Genomic DNA, 14,771 nt, shown 5'->3' with positions numbered 1-14,771 from the left:
TTTCAGATGCCAAAAGCCTGCGTAAGCTGCGCCCACTACACCGGCCAGGGCTTCGCCAACGATGAACACTGCCCGTTCCAGGACTGGAAAGGCCAGAAGAACCGCACTCCGTTTGGCAGCTGCAGCCAGCACAAGCAAGAGGTGTTCGCCACCGAGATCTGCGGCAGCTACCGATGCGAAGCCGGCGTAACCAGCTACCCGGTACCGAACCGGCCGCAGCCACGCCAGCCCCTGCAGGAACAGCTGTTCATCCAAGGCGGTGCCGCATGATCAAGCGCGAATACAAACACTTCGGCTTCTGCTGCGGCCTCGGATCCGGCCAAGCCGGATTCAATGACAGCGTGCTGCGCCTGCACAACATGCAGGGCAGCTGGCGTTGCCTGGGCGGTATCGACGTAGATCCGGCCGGCCTGGCCGACTTCGAGAAAGCCACCGGCGTGAAAGGCACCCTGCAGGATCTGTTCACCCGCGATCAATACACCCGCTTTCACGGCGTCGAGCCGCCACCAGGCTGGAAGGAAGCAACCATTGAAGACGTGCGCCGCGCGGCCAGCAGCGTGACGCCCGACGCCGTGTTCATCAGCAGCCCGTGCAAGGGTGCCAGCGGCTTGCTATCGCAGAGCCTAAGCCTGACGCCCAAGTACCAGGCGCTGAATGAACTGACGCTGCGCTGCGTCTGGCTGATGCTGGAGGCATGGAAGGCCGACCCGGTAAAGCTGATTGTTTTCGAGAACGTGCCACGGCTCGCCAGTCGCGGCCGGCACTTGCTGGAGCAGATCAAGCAGCTGTTCAGCTTCTACGGGTACGCCGTGGCAGAAACAGTTCACGACTGCGGCAAGATCGCAGGCTTGGCGCAGAGCCGTAAGCGCTTCCTGATGGTCGCGCGCCACGTCGAGCGCGTGCCGGCATTCTTGTATCAACCCCAAACGCACCGGCTCAAGGGCGTGGGCGAGATCCTTGAACGCATGCCGCTGGCCGGCGACATTGAACTGGCCGGCCCGATGCACCGCGTGCCTGCCCTGCAGTGGAAAACGTGGGTGCGCCTTGCCCTGGTCGAAGCCGGCGGCGACTGGCGAAGCCTCAATCGGTTTGCAGTAGAAGATGGCCACCTGCGCGACTATGCGATTGTGCCGGAATACCAGAGCGGCTACCTGGGCGTAAACAGCTGGGGCGAACACGCCGGCACCATCGCCGGCCGCAGCGGCCCAACGAACGGCGCTTTCTCTGTGGCAGATCCCCGCTTTGAACAGTCCGCCAAGTGGAAGGATGGCCAGCAGTACGGCGTTGTGCCCTTTGCAGAACACGTGGGCGCGATCACAAGCCAGAAGTCACCAGGGCAAGGAAAGTTCAGCGTGGCGGATCCACGGCCAGCCGGCGTACGGCATAACAATGTGTACCGCGTCGTTAGCAGCGAACAGCCTGCCGGCACCATTACCGGCGGCCAGTCCCCGAGCTCTGGCGGCCAATGCATCGCCGATCCTCGACCGAACTGGAACAGGCATTCCGGCAACTATCGTGTTGTGCCTTTCGACCAGGCTGCAGCCACCATCATAGCCGGAGGTAAAGGGGTACAAGGTGGCTGGCAGTCCGTCGCAGACCCGCGCGTCCTCGATCGCAGGCAGGGCGACGCGTACCTGACCGGCGGCCACTATGGCGTAGTTGGTTGGGAGCAACACAGCGGCGCCGTCTCCGCCCGGGCGAAGCACGACAACGGCCGTTGGTCGGTAGCAGATATACGCATGCCGGCAGCCAGCGACCACCTGACCTGCGTTATCCGCAGCCTCGACGGCACCTGGCATCGCCCGTTCACAACGCTGGAATGCGCCGCAATTCAAAGCATGCTGGATCCAGAGGACATCTGGCGGCCATGCGAACAGACAGGCGCGCTGCAGCTGGTAGGTGAGCAGTTCATTCTGCACGGCAACAACGACAGCGCATGGCGGGAAAGGATCGGCAACGCGGTACCGAGGAAGGCAGGCAAGGCAATAGCAGACGTGATGCTCAGCACCCTGATGCTCTCGGAAATGGGCGAGACCTTCACGCTAAACACCATGCCAGTTTGGGTGCGGCCGATGGCCATAGCGATCAGTTTGAGCAGGCAGGAGGTGCGGGTATGAGTGGGATCAAAGCAGAACAGCTTGAAATGCTCAGCGTTACCGGCCTGCTGCCCTGCCCTTTCTGCGGCTCCACAGAGCTGGAGCACGTAATAAAGAAAGAAACCGAAGAGCAGCCAGAGAAGTTTCTGTTCATCCAATGCTGCAACTGCGGCGCAACCGGGCCGCACCTGGGCTCGAAGGACCAGCACCGCGCACTATGGGACGTAAGAGCATGAAGCCAACCAACTATCTGTTTTCTACCGGTCACGTCGACGGGATCAAGCCAGAGCACGCCGCCCGCCGCTTCATCGCCGTACCGGCCAAGCAGACGATCCATGCCGCCCCGCTCGATCTGCCACAGCTATGCGATATCTGCGGCCGCCGGCGCAACCAGGGCAATCACCAGCGCTGCTCCAAGCTGCGCCAACAGATCCGCAGGAGGCAGCAGCAATGACTACGCAAACCGCCACTATCGACCGGCTGCTGACCATCAAGGAAGTGATGGCCATGGTCGCGATACGCAAAACAAAGCTGTACGACATGATTCAGTTAGAGGAATTCCCGGAGCCGATCAAACTGGGCAGCTTGTCCCGGTGGTCACTGCTTGAGGTCCAGGAGTGGATCACACAACAGAAGATGAACCGGGCAGCTTAGGCCGCCCGGTACCTTTCCTCTGCCGCAAAGCAGTAGTTTTGCCACCACTGCATCAGCGCGGCTCGCTCTTCTAGATACTGCGCATGGTTGTAGGCCGCCTTGGTTTTGTTGTCCTCAGCATGCGCCAACTGCATCTCGATCACCTCACCCCGAAATAGCCCCGAGTCGTATAGGTGGGTTGATGCTGTCGCTCTAAAGTCGTGGCACGTAAACCCCTTGAACCCCAACCGCTCAAGTGCCCTGTTGAGGGTTGAGCCATCGATGGGTTTGTCTGGATGGCGCAGGCCAGGGAACATCAGCGACCCGCCGCCGGTGATAGTCTTCAGCTCTCGCAGCAGATCTAGCGCGCGAGCCGGCAGCGGCACCAGGTGCCGGCGGCGCTTCTTCATCAACTCTGGCGGTATATCCCACACTGCCGCGTCTAGGTCGACGTGCTCCCACCGGCCACGCCGCAGCTCTACCGTGCGCACGAACAGAAGCTGCAGCAGCTCCAAGGCAATCACGTTTGCTCTGAAACCACCATAGCCGGCCAGCTCAACACGGAAGCGCCCGATCTCATCAGCGGTCATTGCAGTGCTGTGCTCAACCGGCGGCCGCACAAACGCTCCATACAGTGCCGCTGCCGGATCAGCATCAGCCCGCAGCGTGCGCACAGCATAGCGGTACATCTGCGACACCCAGTTGATCATCGAAATAGGGTAATACCGCGCCCCGCGCTTCTCCATCCGCTTGAGACATTCCAACAGCATGGCCGCCGTAACGTCACGCGCCGGCACCTTGCCAATGTAGGGGAACAGGTTACGTTCAAATGCTCGAGTAAGCTGCGCGCGGTAGCCCTGGCTGATGCCTTCCTTGCTGGCGATCCACTCCAGAGCGACCAGCTTGAAGGTGCTGCCGTTTTCGGCCATCTGCTTGGCGCGTTCTGTCTGCCGAACATGCGCCGGATGCCTACCCTCTTTGACCAGCACCCGCGCCTTGTCGCGCTCGGTGCGCGCATCCGCTAGACTCATCTCCGGGTACTCGCCCAAGGCGAACACGTTTTCTTTGCCGTCCAGCTTGTAGCGGTACCGCCAGAACTTGGCACCCGTAGGCCGCACCTCAACATACAGGCCGCGCGCATCGCTCAGCTTTCGGGGTTTCTCACCTGGCTTGGCCTGCCTGATTTGCACATCCGTGAGGGGCATAGCGGGTATCGTCTCCGACTCAAAATACCCCGCTTTTATACCCGCTTTTTTCCCGGCTGTCTGCGCATTAACGCGAACAGTTGCGAACAGCAAACCCGCATTGCACGTGGCTTGCGTTCATAAAACGGGTATCAGCGAACAGCCGCGAACCTGCGTCACATTCAACATGGATAATCTTGCGCACAGGGGGACCGAATCAGACCGAAGCAGGGAGCTCCAGTGTAACCGATCAGGCGGTCATTACCCGATTGCGACCTGCGCCCTTGCCTTCGTAAAGGCCCTTGTCCGCCCGTTTGATCACCATTTCGATACTGTCCTCGCTTCCCTCCACCTGGGTGACGCCAAAAGTGGCGGTGAGCTGAATGCTTCCCTGCGGTGTAACTAATGGCCGGCTAGCCAACTCCTCGCGCAACCGACTGACGACCGCGACTGCCTGTTCCAGATCAGTATCGGGCAGTATCAGCACAAACTCCTCACCGCCAAAGCGCCCGACCACATCGGATTGCCGCAGCAGGCAGCTGAACAGGTCGGCCGCGTGGCGCAGGGCCAGATCGCCAATATCGTGGCCAAACTGATCATTGATGCGCTTGAAGTGATCCAGGTCGGCAACCGCCAATGAAATGTGCTTGTGCTGCCGAGTACAACGTTCGCGCTCACGATGAAACAGCATTTCATACTGACGACGATTGAACAGCCCGGTGAGCGGATCAGTGGTGGCCTGGCGCTTGAGCTCTTCTTCCAGCGCCTCCCGGCGTTTGATCTCGTTCTGCAGATTGCGGTTGATCGAGCTGACCTGCTGAAACAGCGCATATTGCTGCCGCTGCCCCGTTTGCCGCCGCAAGGTGGAAAAGAACCCCACCACGGCCGGCAACGAGAGGATGAACAGAAGACCTATCAGCTCAGGGGTGCCAAAGCCATTCAACCACACCGAATAAAGCAAGCCGCTGATGCCGAATACGGCAGTGGCCGTGGACAGGTAGACGCGATTGGGGATGAAGATATACAGGCTGATGATCATCATGGCCGCCACGCCGATTACCCAACTGACGATATCGTGACGAATAAAATACAGAAAGAAGAAGAGTACGAAGCCAAAGATCTCGATCGCGGTCACCGCATAACCTGCGGTCGCCAGGGAAGGCTTGCGTTTGACTTGAAAAAACAGCATCACCAGCAAGGCGGCAGTGGCCAGACGCAAACTGACCAGGATAGCGAAGCCGACACTGTTGCCCAGGATCGGATAGTCCAGCAAGCCAAACAGCAGCAACAAGACTATCCAAACGACCAAGCCCCTCCGCAGATTACGCGCGGTAGCAACTTCGGTGTACTGGCGGTAGGCCTGCTCGATTTGGGGGTCAGAGAACTCACCACGCCAGGTTGAAATCTTGTACGTCGGCTGTGTCGTTTCCACGTGCGCTGTCTACCTGTTCTGCCTGTACGGTTTGAACCGCTTTATTAATGTGTGTTCCAGCTAATCTGCCAGGAAAGCCAAGAGGCTACCCGAAGTGCAGAGTATGTCAAAAAAATGCATGATGTCATTATGCTTTCACATTTCTCTGAATGCCTCTCGTACAAGCCATAAAATCAGCCTCGGGCGGTAATAAAAAATCTTTTCTCTTCAATCGCTTGACAGAAAACTTTCTGTGAGTAGAATGGCCACCTCTGACGCGGGGTGGAGCAGTCTGGTAGCTCGTCGGGCTCATAACCCGAAGGTCGTAGGTTCAAATCCTGCCCCCGCAACCACCATTACAGCCATCGGCCCCGACTGCTATTTGCAGGGCGGGGCCGGTTGCTATCTGGGCCCATATTTCGCGGCCTTTCAGCTCCAGATTCACGCTGCCCAATATCTCACTCATTGCCCTGCGCGCTTCCATGGGGCTGGCTTGTAGTGAAGTGTTCAGATCCAGCAGCAGCGCTTTGAACTCTCCTTTTATATCTCCCAGCTTAGTGCTGGATCGCTGTGCCTGCTCGATTTCGGCTTCCAGGGTGCGCAGCTCGCGCTCGGCCTGGCGTATGCGTTGCTCGATCGCGGCCGACAGGCCGATGCGGCTGATGGCGTCGACGAGGCGGCCGATCTCGGCTTGCAGCTCGTCGCGGCGGGATTCCAGCGCGCCGGCGTCACTCTCTGTTGCAGATTCTTTGACCAGTTGCTCCCAGAGCGCGGCCACGTCTTCGGTCAGTACCTGGTCACGCACGGCAGACAGCAGCCGGCGCTCTACCCTCGCACGGCCGATGGTGAACCCCTTACAGACAGTTGGCCCGCGGTCCCTGCTGCGCGAGCAGCCATAACGCGTGCTGCCGAATGAGCTGAGCGGGCCAGAGCAGTGCGGGCAGTGCAGGATGCCGCTGAGCATGGCCGTGCGCGGCCGAACCTCGCTTTTGCGGCCGTTACTGTCGCGGCCGTGGTCGATGCGGTAACGAACGCGCTCCCAGGTGTACTGATCGATGATGCGCAGCTCCGGCAGATCTGCCTCGCGCCACTCATGTCGCGGCCGGTCGACGCGCTGACGCTTGCCGGTGTCTGGATCCTTGATCCACTGCGATCGGTTCCAGACGTAGTGGCCAATGTACAGCTGGTTGTTGATGATGCCGGATCCCTTAACCGGGCTACCGTATAGCGCCGAGACTGCCCAGGTATTGCCCCGGGGCGATGCGATGCCCTTCTCATTGAGCTCGGTAACAATGTGCCGGTATGCCCTGCCCTTGGCCACCTGGGCGAAGATCCAGCGCACCCAGTGCGCCTCGAGCTCGTTGATCACGTAGCGGCTGCCACCCTCTTCCTTGAGGATGTCGTAACCATAGGACTTGCCGCCGGCGATGTAGCCGCGGTCTACCTGGCCATGCATGCCACGCTGGGTTTTGTGGCGTAGGTCATCGAGATACAACTCGTTGATCAGGCCACGCACGCCGCGCATGACCTTGCGGCCCTGGTGCTGCGAATCGTAACCGTCTGACAGGCCGATGATGCGGATCCCGCGATGCTCCAGGCGCCTGACAACAGACTCTTGCTCTACTTGGTCGCGCGCCAAGCGGTCGAGCCCTTCGAGCAGCAGCACCTCGAAGCGGCCGGCCAGTACGTCGGCGAGCAGCGTTTTGCCGCCCGGGCGGCTGGCTACCTGAGTGGATCCGGATAGAGCTGTATCGGTGTGGGTGGCCACCAGCTGCCAGCCCTCGCGCAACGCGCGGGACCGGCAAAGGCTGATTTGGTCAGTGAGGGAGGTTTCGCTCTGTTTGTCTGAGCTGTAGCGGGCGTAGATTACTGTTCTCATTATTAGACCGGTCAGAGTGGGTTGCCCTGGCGCGCTGCTTGGCCTTGAAGGCCTCCGCGAGTATTTCCGCCAGCATAATCTGCCCAGGGCTGAGCCTGGACATAATAGCTTCTTTCTCGGTCATGAGCCGTCACCCGGCTGCAGCCACTCGGCGCGCCGCTTCCACTGCCGGCGCATTTCGTCGACCAGGGTGAGGATGTTGGATTCCGATCGCTTTTTCTCTTTCAGCATGGCTTGCAGCTGCTCGAGGCGCTCCGGCGTGCGATAGCCGCGGCGGATCCATGAACGGGCTTCCGCTTCGAGCAGCTGCTGTTTGATGGGCTTGGCATCGGGGTTGCTTGGCTGGAATGAGATATGGTCAGGCATTGCCGCTGCACTCCTCTGCGCCAAACAGCAGCGGCTGCACGACGCCATTGCCATATTCGATATCCATCGGCGTATCAGCGGTGGGCTCGTCACCGGCCCAGCCATCTGGCCAGGTCTCGGCTGCGATCAGCTCGCGGATCCGCGCTTCTTCTTCCTGGTCCAGAATATCGATTGCTGGGCGGCCGAGATGTGCGGCCGCTGCATTTACCCGCGCCTGAATACCCAATATCCGCTCCAAGGCATCGAGACGTGCGGCGAACGTCAGCGGCCCCATGCGCTGGGGGTTCGCTGCCTCTTTGCCACTTTTAAGGATCTCGACGCCGGCCTTCCTCAAACGGTTCTGCGGGAGCCGCAGCTCGCGGTAAATGGGCTTGAGCTCTTTGAGTGGTGCAAGGTAGGCCCATTGCGGGTTGAGCAATATGGTGTCGAGCGCCATGTCTTTATCGGTCAGCGGGCACCCGGTACAGCCGGTGCGCGCATTGACCTCTTCAGCTTCATCCCCGCCATAGGCATCAGCCAGGGCCTCGGTGTCCCAGGCGCCATAGCGGGCCATGGGGGCATAGATCTTGAGCCAGTCCCAAACCAGGCACACCCGCCAATGCAGAATGGGCGCGAGGGTGGCCAGCCGGCCTTTGATGCCTTTGGCTTCTGGCAACAGCTTCTGGTACCAGCCTTGCCCGCATTCGGCACCGTCTTTGCCACAGCTCATTTCAATACGCCGATCGCGGATCGCTGATTCACCCTGGCGCACGCCGGTGATCATGAGCGCGGTACCGTCGAGCTCGTTGAGCTTTTGCTCGAGCGCGGCCGTCATAGGGTCGACCTTGATCTGCCGGGTGCACCAGCGCAGCGTGTTGTTGTTGGGCGGCGGCACCCCGCGGCCGAGGATGTACACCAGAAAGCGCTTATCGAGCGGCGCACGGACCACCTGCAGGTTGATGCCCAGGGTGCGCAGCTTGGCCATAATCTGTAGCGACGCGATATATAGCGGCGGCAGCTCCTGGCGCGTGTCGGCATAGAACACCGTGAGCGTCCTGGGCCGCTTGATGTCGCCGCTCTCGATCAGGGCAATGATCAGGGTGAGCGTGGCGGTCGAATCCTTGCCGCCTGACCAGGCGATTGCCCAGTGGTCATGCTCGTCGCCGTGGGCAATCAGTGATTGCACCGTGAGCTCCATGGCTTCGCCGACTTCCATGCGGGGGCTTCCGGAGAATATGTCTGTCTGGCTGTGTGAATTGGGTTTGGTGTGCACCTGGGTTTGGTTCATGGTTTCTTACCCCCTGAGCAGTAGCGGCAGCCGGTGATCCCGTCTGTTTCCGAAAGGAACCCGCCGCAGGTTTCGCAGAGGTATGGAGTCGCTGGAAAGGCTTTTGGCTCGGTGGGGATGCAGGACTCGGCATGGTCGGAGGCGTCGGCGCAGCCTCTGATCATTGCCCAGATGACGATGATGCTGGCGAGCAGACACAAGACACTGAGACCGACCAGCAAAGTCAGGACTATTACTCCGATAGCTGTGTTCATCTGGCCGCGCCTCCCTTGCCCGGTTCTGGCAGAGCCGGCCTGGATTCGATAAAGCCGGTTGAGTGCTTGCTGCCCATAGCATTGAGAAAGCCGACCTCGACCTTCGCGGAATCGACTAGCACCTTGCTGATCTCGGTCATGGCCTTCACGCGCTCGAGGTCGACCTTGGTCTGTGGATCGGACAGGTTTTCCAGTTGGGCGAACAGGTGGTTTCTGAGGTCTTGCATTTTATTCTTCATCTGAACGCTCCTTTACCTTGCGCTCCAGCTTGCGCTGCAGACGGATAAGCTGTTTCACCTCCGGCGGGTACCGGTGGATGGTGTTGCGGCTGGCCAGCTCGCCGCGGGTGATGAGCTCAAGCCGATTGATGGTGATGTTCTCGTGCTTGGGCAGCGCGTCTTTGAAGACGACGACGTGGCCATCGGGGATGGGGCCGTGGTGCTCGATCCACAAAAGGCGGTGCGCTGCCTGGTAATCACGGCGCGTACAACCGGTATCAGAGATCTTGCGCTCCAGGTAGCCATCGCGGGTGATGCGCTCGGTGCCGATCGGCGTCCAGGTGTGCGGGCGGTTGCCCTTTTTGAACTGGGTTTGCGGCGCGCGGCCGCCTGCCTGAAAACCCTTCATGCCGTGGTTCCAGGGCTTCTGGCCTTTAACAAAGCGGGTGGCCTTGCCCTCGGTTCCAGTGAGACGGCCAGACAGCTCACCGGTGAGGAACTGCTCAGACTTGACCAACCCCAGGCGCTGCGCCATCTGGTAGATATGCTCTACCGGACGGCCCAGCACCATGGCGATCGCCTTGGCCGGGATGTGCTCGTAGCGCTGGGTGAGCAGCTGTTTCTCGCGCTCGGTCCAGGTGCGTGGTGTGCGTTTAGGCATTGCACACCCCCTGTATTTCCAACAAGGCGACCAGTAGCAACAGAGCAGTGAGAAACCGCCAGTACGGCAGGGTCCATACCGCCCAGAGAAAGCCGAGGTACAGCAGTAGGTGGATGAGCATCATGGGGCCACCTCCGGATCTGCCAAGCTGGCAAACAAGTCATCCAGCTTCTGAACCATGCTCTCAGGAATCCAGGAACAGTCGGCCTTGATCACCTCCCACTCTCCTTGGGTTAGCGCCATTTCACTTGCCAGGGAGAACAGGTCGTATCCGCTGCCGGCATGCAGAAAACCTGTCAGTTGCTGTTTGGCTTTTTCGATGGCTGCCAGATCCACACATAGGCTGAATTTCCGCTTTACCTCGTCGACATCAGATATCCACTGCGGCGGATAAAACCCTTCCGCCAGTTCGTGTGCAGTGAGCCGCATCTCCCGACCAGCATCAGTCAGGCAGGTATAGACGGTTTTGGCTTCATCCCATTTGGCTCGGTCAGCCGCGATGATGTGCGCGTTGCCAAAACGCCTGCCATCGCGGGTTGGCAGATGAGCACCCATAACGTATTCACCATGGGCGTGACCAATGGCCCACTCTGGGCGAGGTTCGTCGATGCTCAAGTCAGTGATGGTTGGCTTATGCATTGGCCACCTCCCTGAGCTCAAACTCGTCAAAGCCGGGCATTTCAACATCGGCGCCAATGATGCGGATCCCGCACCAGCCAAAGGGGGTGTCTTCTTCGCCGCCCCAGCCTTCCTGGGCGCGGAACTGCTTTGACCAGATTTCGCCCGCCTCAGGCTTGCCGGTACCGAAACTAGCACCGCCCCAGCCGTCGCAGAGAATCATGGCGGCAGCGCGGGAACCTGCCAGGCGGATGACGGCTTTGACCTCGTCGCCTTTTTCGGCGGCGATGCGATCTTCTGGGCTCCCCCAAAACTCGTTAATCTCTTTGGCGCGCGCCGGCGTCAGAATGTTGTGGTCGACCTCAAGCCTTACCTCGAACTCACCGAACGTCTCGCTAACCTTGTATCGCTTGATACAGCTCGCGCTGGTACTCTCTACCGCGCTGCTGCCTTGATCTTCATGCTGTTGCATGGGGTTCTCTCCTTTGGTGGTAGCAGGCGCTGGGGGGTTGCCGCCCCCTGGCGCCACCTCTTTATGCCTGGCCGGTGCGTTTGAGCAGGCCCAGGCGACGATTCAATGCAACGACAACACCCTTTTGCAGATCTGGCAGGGCCAGCGCCGTGCGGCATTGTTCTGCGTCGAAAGTGCACACACAGCGGAGGCGATCCTCCGCTGCCAGACTGAAATAAGGCTTGCCGTCGTAGCTGCCGGCGTAGAACGGGTTGGCCTTGGCTGCGGGGTGAATGCTCTGTGCTTCAGCCATGTGTGCGATCCCCCCACAAGTGAGCGAGCTGGTTCCAGACCTGCTGGCCGCCGTGGATGTATTCGTGCACCTCTTTAACCGGGCTGGCGTCCAGCGTGAGCACGCGCAGGCAGTCCTGGTGCAGCTCGTCGTCCAGGCCGCGCAGGCTGACCAGGTTGAAGGGAAAGGCCTCGCCGTTGTAGAGGCCCAGCAGGAAGCGGCCGCAGATGCGCGATTGGCCGCTGTTACGCAGGGCGACGGTGACCAGGCGCGACAGCGCCGGCAGGCCTTCGCGGTGGGCTTGCTCTCGCTTGGTTTGTTGCTCCTGGATGATGCCGGCCAGCGCGGCCGCTGCTGTATGCCGCGGCCGCAGGGCCGCAGAGCGCTGCGCCTCGGCCAGATCTGCTGGGCCTTGGTCTTTCCCTACCGGGTGATTCAACTTCGTTTGTGCTGCCATGGGGTTCTCTCCTTTGGTGGTATTAGCAGGCGTTGCCGCGCCTACTTCTTGAATACCCAGCATTTGAGGCTGCTGGGTTTAACCGGGGCGAATGCATCGCGGGGTGCGGCAGTGCGGATGGCGCTGTGCACGGTGCGGGTGTCGATGTATTTGTGTGTTCGGCTGTCTTTGAGCAGCTTGCGCAGATCCTTGAGTTCGGGGATCTGCTGGCGGTGGTTGGCGGCCAGCTGGGCGAACTCGTTGAGGTTGATGGCGATGAGTGTGGGGTCTGCCGAATGGTTAACCTTGGGCTCGTCGCTGAGCGATTCGAGGTACTCGTAGGCCTCCCAGAATTCCGCCACCTGGCTGTTGTCGGCGTTGATCGCCTCTTGCCGCTCTACCGCCATGCGCTTGAGGGTGAGCTCTACCTCTATGCGTTGGGCGTCGGTGAGGTGCACCACGTGCGCCAGGCAGTCGACCAGGGCCAGCAGCTGGGCGTGGTTCTTGGCGATGCGCTCAACGCGGATCTCGCGCATGGCGCGCAGCTCGCGCTCGTACTCGGGGACCCGGGCGCCGAAGGTCTCCAGCACCTTGTTCTCGGCCTTGAGCGCCTTGATCAGGTAATGGCTGACGTCTTCTGTCTGCAGCATGTTGAGCGCGTCGGCCGCGGCGCGGCTGGCGTCTGTAGCCATTGGCCGCACAAAGTGCAGTTTGATGATGCGCGTGAGAATGGCCTCGGACGCCGAGACGCTGGCGTTCTGGCTGATAACGATGGTGGCGCGAAACGGCGGCTCGTAGGTTTCATTGCCGGCAGTCTTTACGCCCCGGGTACGCAGGGTGCCGCCGCCGTAGAAGTCTTTGAGCTCGTCCCAGTCGAAGGTTTTGGCGTGGGCGCGGTCTGGGTCGTTGCGGTCGCCCTCGATCAGCACCACGGGCATGCCGGAGACCTGCCCCATCAAACGCGAGCGGCCGGCCACCGATGATTTGCTGGGGTCGAAGCCTTCATAGTCGCGGCCGAACAGCTTCCAGAGAAACTGTAACAGGGTGGACTTGCCCGCGCCGGCCTCGCCGGTGGCTTCCAGGAAGGGGAAGGATTTGTATTTGCCGCGGATCTGCTCGGCAAAGAGCGAGCCGGTCCAGAACGCCAGCGCGATGATGCCCTTAGGGCCAAAGCAGGTCCAGAGATGGGCGAGCCACTCTTGTTTGTAGCCCGCATCGCTGACGTTGATGTCCATGGGGATGGTTTTGAGCAGGGTTTTGAGGCGCAGCTTGCCGAACTCGAAAAAGTCTTCATCGTTGGCTTTGTAGAGCTGGCCATTCTTTACGGCCAGGTCGCCCAGCAAATACACCTGGTGCTCTTTGCTGTAGCCGATGTAATCCATGGTTTGCACGGTTTTGATGTTGTAGAGCTGGGACTGCATGATGCGCACCAGCTGCTGGCCGGTACCGGTGAACATGGCGCCGGCGGCGACGCCCAGCAGGCGCTTAGTGAACTCGCTGGAGGCCGACAGCTGGCCACCGGTAAAAGTGTTTTTAACGCTGCCGCCGTCGTGCGGGAAGTCGATCCGGAAGTAGTACCAGGATTCGTCGGTTACCTCGTTGCGCTGGAAGTACAGGGCCTGCGGGTAACAGTTGGCGATCTGCACCACGCCGCCCGACTGTTTTAAAGCCTCTTCACGCAGCTGCTCGCTGTTGAGGGCCCGGGCGTTGGGCTCTTCTGAATTCTGCAGCTCTTCCATCGCTTTGTTGTACTTGCCCATATCGAGCCGGAACCAGTACAGCCGGCTGTTGAACGCGAAGTGAAACTCGTGCGTCTCTTCCCATGTGTACATGAGCAGGCCTTTCTCTGCGGCCGTTTTGGCCAGCAGCAGGTCGCCCTGGTAGCGGTACTCTTTGATGTGCTCCGGTTCGAGCTTTTTAAGCTGGAACAGGTCATTCCAATCGCGCTTGACACCGCGCTGCGGGATCTGCGCCGCTTTGCACGTCCAGTCTTCCTTATCCGCTTGCTCTGCCCATTTGCGGGTGTAACGACGGCCGGCGCTATCACCATCAAGCGCCCATAGCAGTTTTGGCTGGCGGCAGTTATTGGCTTTGCAATCGGCGGCCAGCTTGGCCAATGCGTCTGCCGGGTAGTTGTTGCAGCTCATGATGGATACAGCGGCGATGCCCTTATGCACCAGGGCGATCGCATCAAAGATGCCCTCGACAATCCACACCTCTTTGGCCTGCAGCAGATCCACGTTGGGCGGGCACCACCACTGCCCCTGGTACTTGGAATTGAAGTTGAAGCGTGCCTTCTTTTTGCCGAAGCGGTGGGGCTGGTCTATCAGGCGCTCCCAGTAGCCACCGCCGGGCAGCGCAAAGCGCACTGTTGCCGAGCCAATGCCGAGCTGGGTGTCGTGGTAGCTCTCTTGGGTGTACCAGCCTTTGACGAGCTCCGGATCAAAGCCGCGGGCGTACATGAGATAGGCCCGGGCGGCGGCGATCGGGTCTTGCTCGGTGCGCTCGTAGCGCTTGGACCAGTCGTTGAAAATGTCGTCGTAGATCTCTTTAACGTGCAGCTCTTCACCGCAGTTATTCAGCCGGCCGCAGCGCAGAACCCAGGGTTCATCGGCGTGGGTGTATAGCTCTTTTTTATGGCACTTGGGGCACTCACCGCCGCGCAACCACTTGCCCTTTACGTTCTGCAGGCCGTAGTCGGCCGCGATCCGCTGGCGGACCTCTTTAAAAATATCGTGTTGCATCAATTCGCTCGGTCGGCGGGGGCTTGGGGTTCGCTCTTGGCCATCTGCAGGTGCAGTGCGCCGAGCAATTTCTTGTTGGCTGCCAGATCTGGGCAATGCGCCAGAATGCTGCCGTGGCGCAGGTCGTGGGGGATGAGGTGGTAACGATCCTTCCAGAACTCATCCTGCAGGCGGATGCGGTAGTTCTGGCGCAGGGAATCAAGCAGCGCTGCTGCCTGTTTGTCTGTGAGCTCGAGCTCTATACGAATCGTCATGGCCGCT

The 14,771-nt window shown here is 60.3% G+C and carries 19 protein-coding genes and 1 tRNA gene; 6 read left to right on the top strand and 14 right to left on the bottom strand.

What is annotated here, in order from left to right:
* Positions 1-6 precede the first annotated feature (6 nt).
* The 5 genes from V7756_RS04720 to V7756_RS04700 are packed head-to-tail and all read left to right on the top strand — an operon-like array spanning position 7 to position 2,750.
* Positions 7-270 (top strand): hypothetical protein, encoded by a 264-nt coding sequence (locus tag V7756_RS04720; protein ID WP_335609004.1) that lies wholly within the window; start codon positions 7-9, stop codon positions 268-270.
* Positions 267-2,117: a DNA cytosine methyltransferase gene (locus V7756_RS04715; protein WP_335609003.1), complete on the top strand. Its 1,851-nt coding sequence runs from the start codon at positions 267-269 to the stop codon at positions 2,115-2,117. The genes V7756_RS04720 and V7756_RS04715 overlap by 4 nt, the downstream gene beginning before the upstream one ends.
* Positions 2,114-2,332 (top strand): Lar family restriction alleviation protein, encoded by a 219-nt coding sequence (locus tag V7756_RS04710; protein ID WP_335609002.1) that lies wholly within the window; start codon positions 2,114-2,116, stop codon positions 2,330-2,332. Before V7756_RS04715 ends, V7756_RS04710 begins: the two co-directional genes overlap by 4 nt.
* Positions 2,329-2,550 (top strand): hypothetical protein, encoded by a 222-nt coding sequence (locus tag V7756_RS04705; RefSeq protein ID WP_335609001.1) that lies wholly within the window; start codon positions 2,329-2,331, stop codon positions 2,548-2,550. The genes V7756_RS04710 and V7756_RS04705 overlap by 4 nt, the downstream gene beginning before the upstream one ends.
* The gene (locus V7756_RS04700) at positions 2,547-2,750 is read left to right on the top strand and encodes a helix-turn-helix transcriptional regulator (RefSeq protein WP_335609000.1); all 204 of its coding nucleotides are present in this window, start codon (positions 2,547-2,549) and stop codon (positions 2,748-2,750) included. Before V7756_RS04705 ends, V7756_RS04700 begins: the two co-directional genes overlap by 4 nt.
* Here V7756_RS04700 and V7756_RS04695 read toward each other — a convergent pair.
* Entirely contained in the window at positions 2,747-3,934 is a 1,188-nt protein-coding gene (locus V7756_RS04695) for a tyrosine-type recombinase/integrase (protein ID WP_335608999.1), read from the bottom strand. The genes V7756_RS04700 and V7756_RS04695 overlap by 4 nt on opposite strands.
* A gap of 229 nt (positions 3,935-4,163) precedes the next feature.
* Positions 4,164-5,222: a GGDEF domain-containing protein gene (locus V7756_RS04690; protein WP_335608998.1), complete on the bottom strand. Its 1,059-nt coding sequence runs from the start codon at positions 5,220-5,222 to the stop codon at positions 4,164-4,166.
* A gap of 378 nt (positions 5,223-5,600) precedes the next feature.
* Between V7756_RS04690 and V7756_RS04685 the strand changes: the two genes are divergently transcribed.
* Positions 5,601-5,677 (top strand) — tRNA-Met (locus V7756_RS04685).
* Here V7756_RS04685 and V7756_RS04680 read toward each other — a convergent pair.
* The 12 genes from V7756_RS04680 to V7756_RS04625 form a co-directional block, all read right to left on the bottom strand.
* Complete coding sequence (locus tag V7756_RS04680) at positions 5,656-7,203, bottom strand: recombinase family protein (RefSeq protein ID WP_335608997.1); 1,548 nt, start codon at positions 7,201-7,203, stop codon at positions 5,656-5,658. The two genes, V7756_RS04685 and V7756_RS04680, sit on opposite strands and share 22 nt — an antisense overlap.
* 120 nt (positions 7,204-7,323) lie before the next feature.
* Entirely contained in the window at positions 7,324-7,569 is a 246-nt protein-coding gene (locus V7756_RS04675) for a hypothetical protein (RefSeq protein ID WP_335608996.1), read from the bottom strand.
* Positions 7,562-8,764 carry a phosphoadenosine phosphosulfate reductase domain-containing protein gene (locus tag V7756_RS04670; protein WP_335608995.1) on the bottom strand — a complete coding sequence of 401 codons (1,203 nt, stop codon included), beginning with the start codon at positions 8,762-8,764 and terminating at the stop codon, positions 7,562-7,564. The genes V7756_RS04675 and V7756_RS04670 overlap by 8 nt, the downstream gene beginning before the upstream one ends.
* A gap of 322 nt (positions 8,765-9,086) precedes the next feature.
* Positions 9,087-9,329: a hypothetical protein gene (locus V7756_RS04665; protein ID WP_335608994.1), complete on the bottom strand. Its 243-nt coding sequence runs from the start codon at positions 9,327-9,329 to the stop codon at positions 9,087-9,089.
* Positions 9,319-9,969 carry an HNH endonuclease signature motif containing protein gene (locus V7756_RS04660; protein ID WP_335608993.1) on the bottom strand — a complete coding sequence of 217 codons (651 nt, stop codon included), beginning with the start codon at positions 9,967-9,969 and terminating at the stop codon, positions 9,319-9,321. The genes V7756_RS04665 and V7756_RS04660 overlap by 11 nt, the downstream gene beginning before the upstream one ends.
* The gene (locus V7756_RS04655; RefSeq protein ID WP_335608992.1) at positions 9,962-10,093 is read right to left on the bottom strand and encodes a hypothetical protein; all 132 of its coding nucleotides are present in this window, start codon (positions 10,091-10,093) and stop codon (positions 9,962-9,964) included. Before V7756_RS04655 ends, V7756_RS04660 begins: the two co-directional genes overlap by 8 nt.
* A complete protein-coding gene (locus V7756_RS04650; protein ID WP_335608991.1) occupies positions 10,090-10,584 on the bottom strand; it encodes a hypothetical protein in 495 nt (164 codons plus the stop codon). The genes V7756_RS04655 and V7756_RS04650 overlap by 4 nt, the downstream gene beginning before the upstream one ends.
* 16 nt (positions 10,585-10,600) lie before the next feature.
* On the bottom strand, positions 10,601-11,059 hold the full coding sequence (locus V7756_RS04645; RefSeq protein WP_335608990.1) for a DUF2528 family protein: 459 nt from the start codon (positions 11,057-11,059) through the stop codon (positions 10,601-10,603).
* A 61-nt stretch (positions 11,060-11,120) separates the two neighbouring features.
* Positions 11,121-11,351 (bottom strand): hypothetical protein, encoded by a 231-nt coding sequence (locus V7756_RS04640; RefSeq protein ID WP_335608989.1) that lies wholly within the window; start codon positions 11,349-11,351, stop codon positions 11,121-11,123.
* Positions 11,344-11,787, bottom strand: coding sequence for a DUF7673 family protein (locus tag V7756_RS04635; RefSeq protein WP_335608988.1), 444 nt, complete (start codon positions 11,785-11,787; stop codon positions 11,344-11,346). The genes V7756_RS04640 and V7756_RS04635 overlap by 8 nt, the downstream gene beginning before the upstream one ends.
* Before the next feature lie 41 nt (positions 11,788-11,828).
* Positions 11,829-14,510, bottom strand: coding sequence for a toprim domain-containing protein (locus tag V7756_RS04630; RefSeq protein ID WP_335608987.1), 2,682 nt, complete (start codon positions 14,508-14,510; stop codon positions 11,829-11,831).
* Positions 14,510-14,764 carry a hypothetical protein gene (locus V7756_RS04625; RefSeq protein WP_335608986.1) on the bottom strand — a complete coding sequence of 85 codons (255 nt, stop codon included), beginning with the start codon at positions 14,762-14,764 and terminating at the stop codon, positions 14,510-14,512. Before V7756_RS04625 ends, V7756_RS04630 begins: the two co-directional genes overlap by 1 nt.
* Between the last annotated feature and the right edge of the window lie 7 nt (positions 14,765-14,771).

It is taken from the genome of Halopseudomonas sp. (genome assembly GCF_036961105.1).
Lineage (GTDB): Bacteria > Pseudomonadota > Gammaproteobacteria > Pseudomonadales > Pseudomonadaceae > Halopseudomonas.
The sequence above is the reverse complement of the archived record's forward strand: the minus strand, read 5'-3'. Positions and strand labels throughout refer to the sequence as shown.

What these genes read in the sequence shown, in the direction of transcription:
- V7756_RS04660 (WP_335608993.1), bottom strand. Translation starts at nt 9,969, where the DNA reads ATGCCTAAACGCACACCACGCACCTGGACCGAGCGCGAGAAACAGCTG.
- V7756_RS04680 (WP_335608997.1), bottom strand. Translation starts at nt 7,203, where the DNA reads ATGAGAACAGTAATCTACGCCCGCTACAGCTCAGACAAACAGAGCGAA.
- V7756_RS04630 (WP_335608987.1), bottom strand. Translation starts at nt 14,510, where the DNA reads ATGCAACACGATATTTTTAAAGAGGTCCGCCAGCGGATCGCGGCCGAC.
- V7756_RS04625 (WP_335608986.1), bottom strand. Translation starts at nt 14,764, where the DNA reads ATGACGATTCGTATAGAGCTCGAGCTCACAGACAAACAGGCAGCAGCG.
- V7756_RS04640 (WP_335608989.1), bottom strand. Translation starts at nt 11,351, where the DNA reads ATGGCTGAAGCACAGAGCATTCACCCCGCAGCCAAGGCCAACCCGTTC.
- V7756_RS04720 (WP_335609004.1), top strand. Translation starts at nt 7, where the DNA reads ATGCCAAAAGCCTGCGTAAGCTGCGCCCACTACACCGGCCAGGGCTTC.
- V7756_RS04670 (WP_335608995.1), bottom strand. Translation starts at nt 8,764, where the DNA reads ATGGAAGTCGGCGAAGCCATGGAGCTCACGGTGCAATCACTGATTGCC.
- V7756_RS04635 (WP_335608988.1), bottom strand. Translation starts at nt 11,787, where the DNA reads ATGGCAGCACAAACGAAGTTGAATCACCCGGTAGGGAAAGACCAAGGC.
- V7756_RS04710 (WP_335609002.1), top strand. Translation starts at nt 2,114, where the DNA reads ATGAGTGGGATCAAAGCAGAACAGCTTGAAATGCTCAGCGTTACCGGC.
- V7756_RS04705 (WP_335609001.1), top strand. Translation starts at nt 2,329, where the DNA reads ATGAAGCCAACCAACTATCTGTTTTCTACCGGTCACGTCGACGGGATC.
- V7756_RS04675 (WP_335608996.1), bottom strand. Translation starts at nt 7,569, where the DNA reads ATGCCTGACCATATCTCATTCCAGCCAAGCAACCCCGATGCCAAGCCC.
- V7756_RS04695 (WP_335608999.1), bottom strand. Translation starts at nt 3,934, where the DNA reads ATGCCCCTCACGGATGTGCAAATCAGGCAGGCCAAGCCAGGTGAGAAA.
- V7756_RS04655 (WP_335608992.1), bottom strand. Translation starts at nt 10,093, where the DNA reads ATGATGCTCATCCACCTACTGCTGTACCTCGGCTTTCTCTGGGCGGTA.
- V7756_RS04715 (WP_335609003.1), top strand. Translation starts at nt 267, where the DNA reads ATGATCAAGCGCGAATACAAACACTTCGGCTTCTGCTGCGGCCTCGGA.
- V7756_RS04700 (WP_335609000.1), top strand. Translation starts at nt 2,547, where the DNA reads ATGACTACGCAAACCGCCACTATCGACCGGCTGCTGACCATCAAGGAA.
- V7756_RS04645 (WP_335608990.1), bottom strand. Translation starts at nt 11,059, where the DNA reads ATGCAACAGCATGAAGATCAAGGCAGCAGCGCGGTAGAGAGTACCAGC.
- V7756_RS04665 (WP_335608994.1), bottom strand. Translation starts at nt 9,329, where the DNA reads ATGAAGAATAAAATGCAAGACCTCAGAAACCACCTGTTCGCCCAACTG.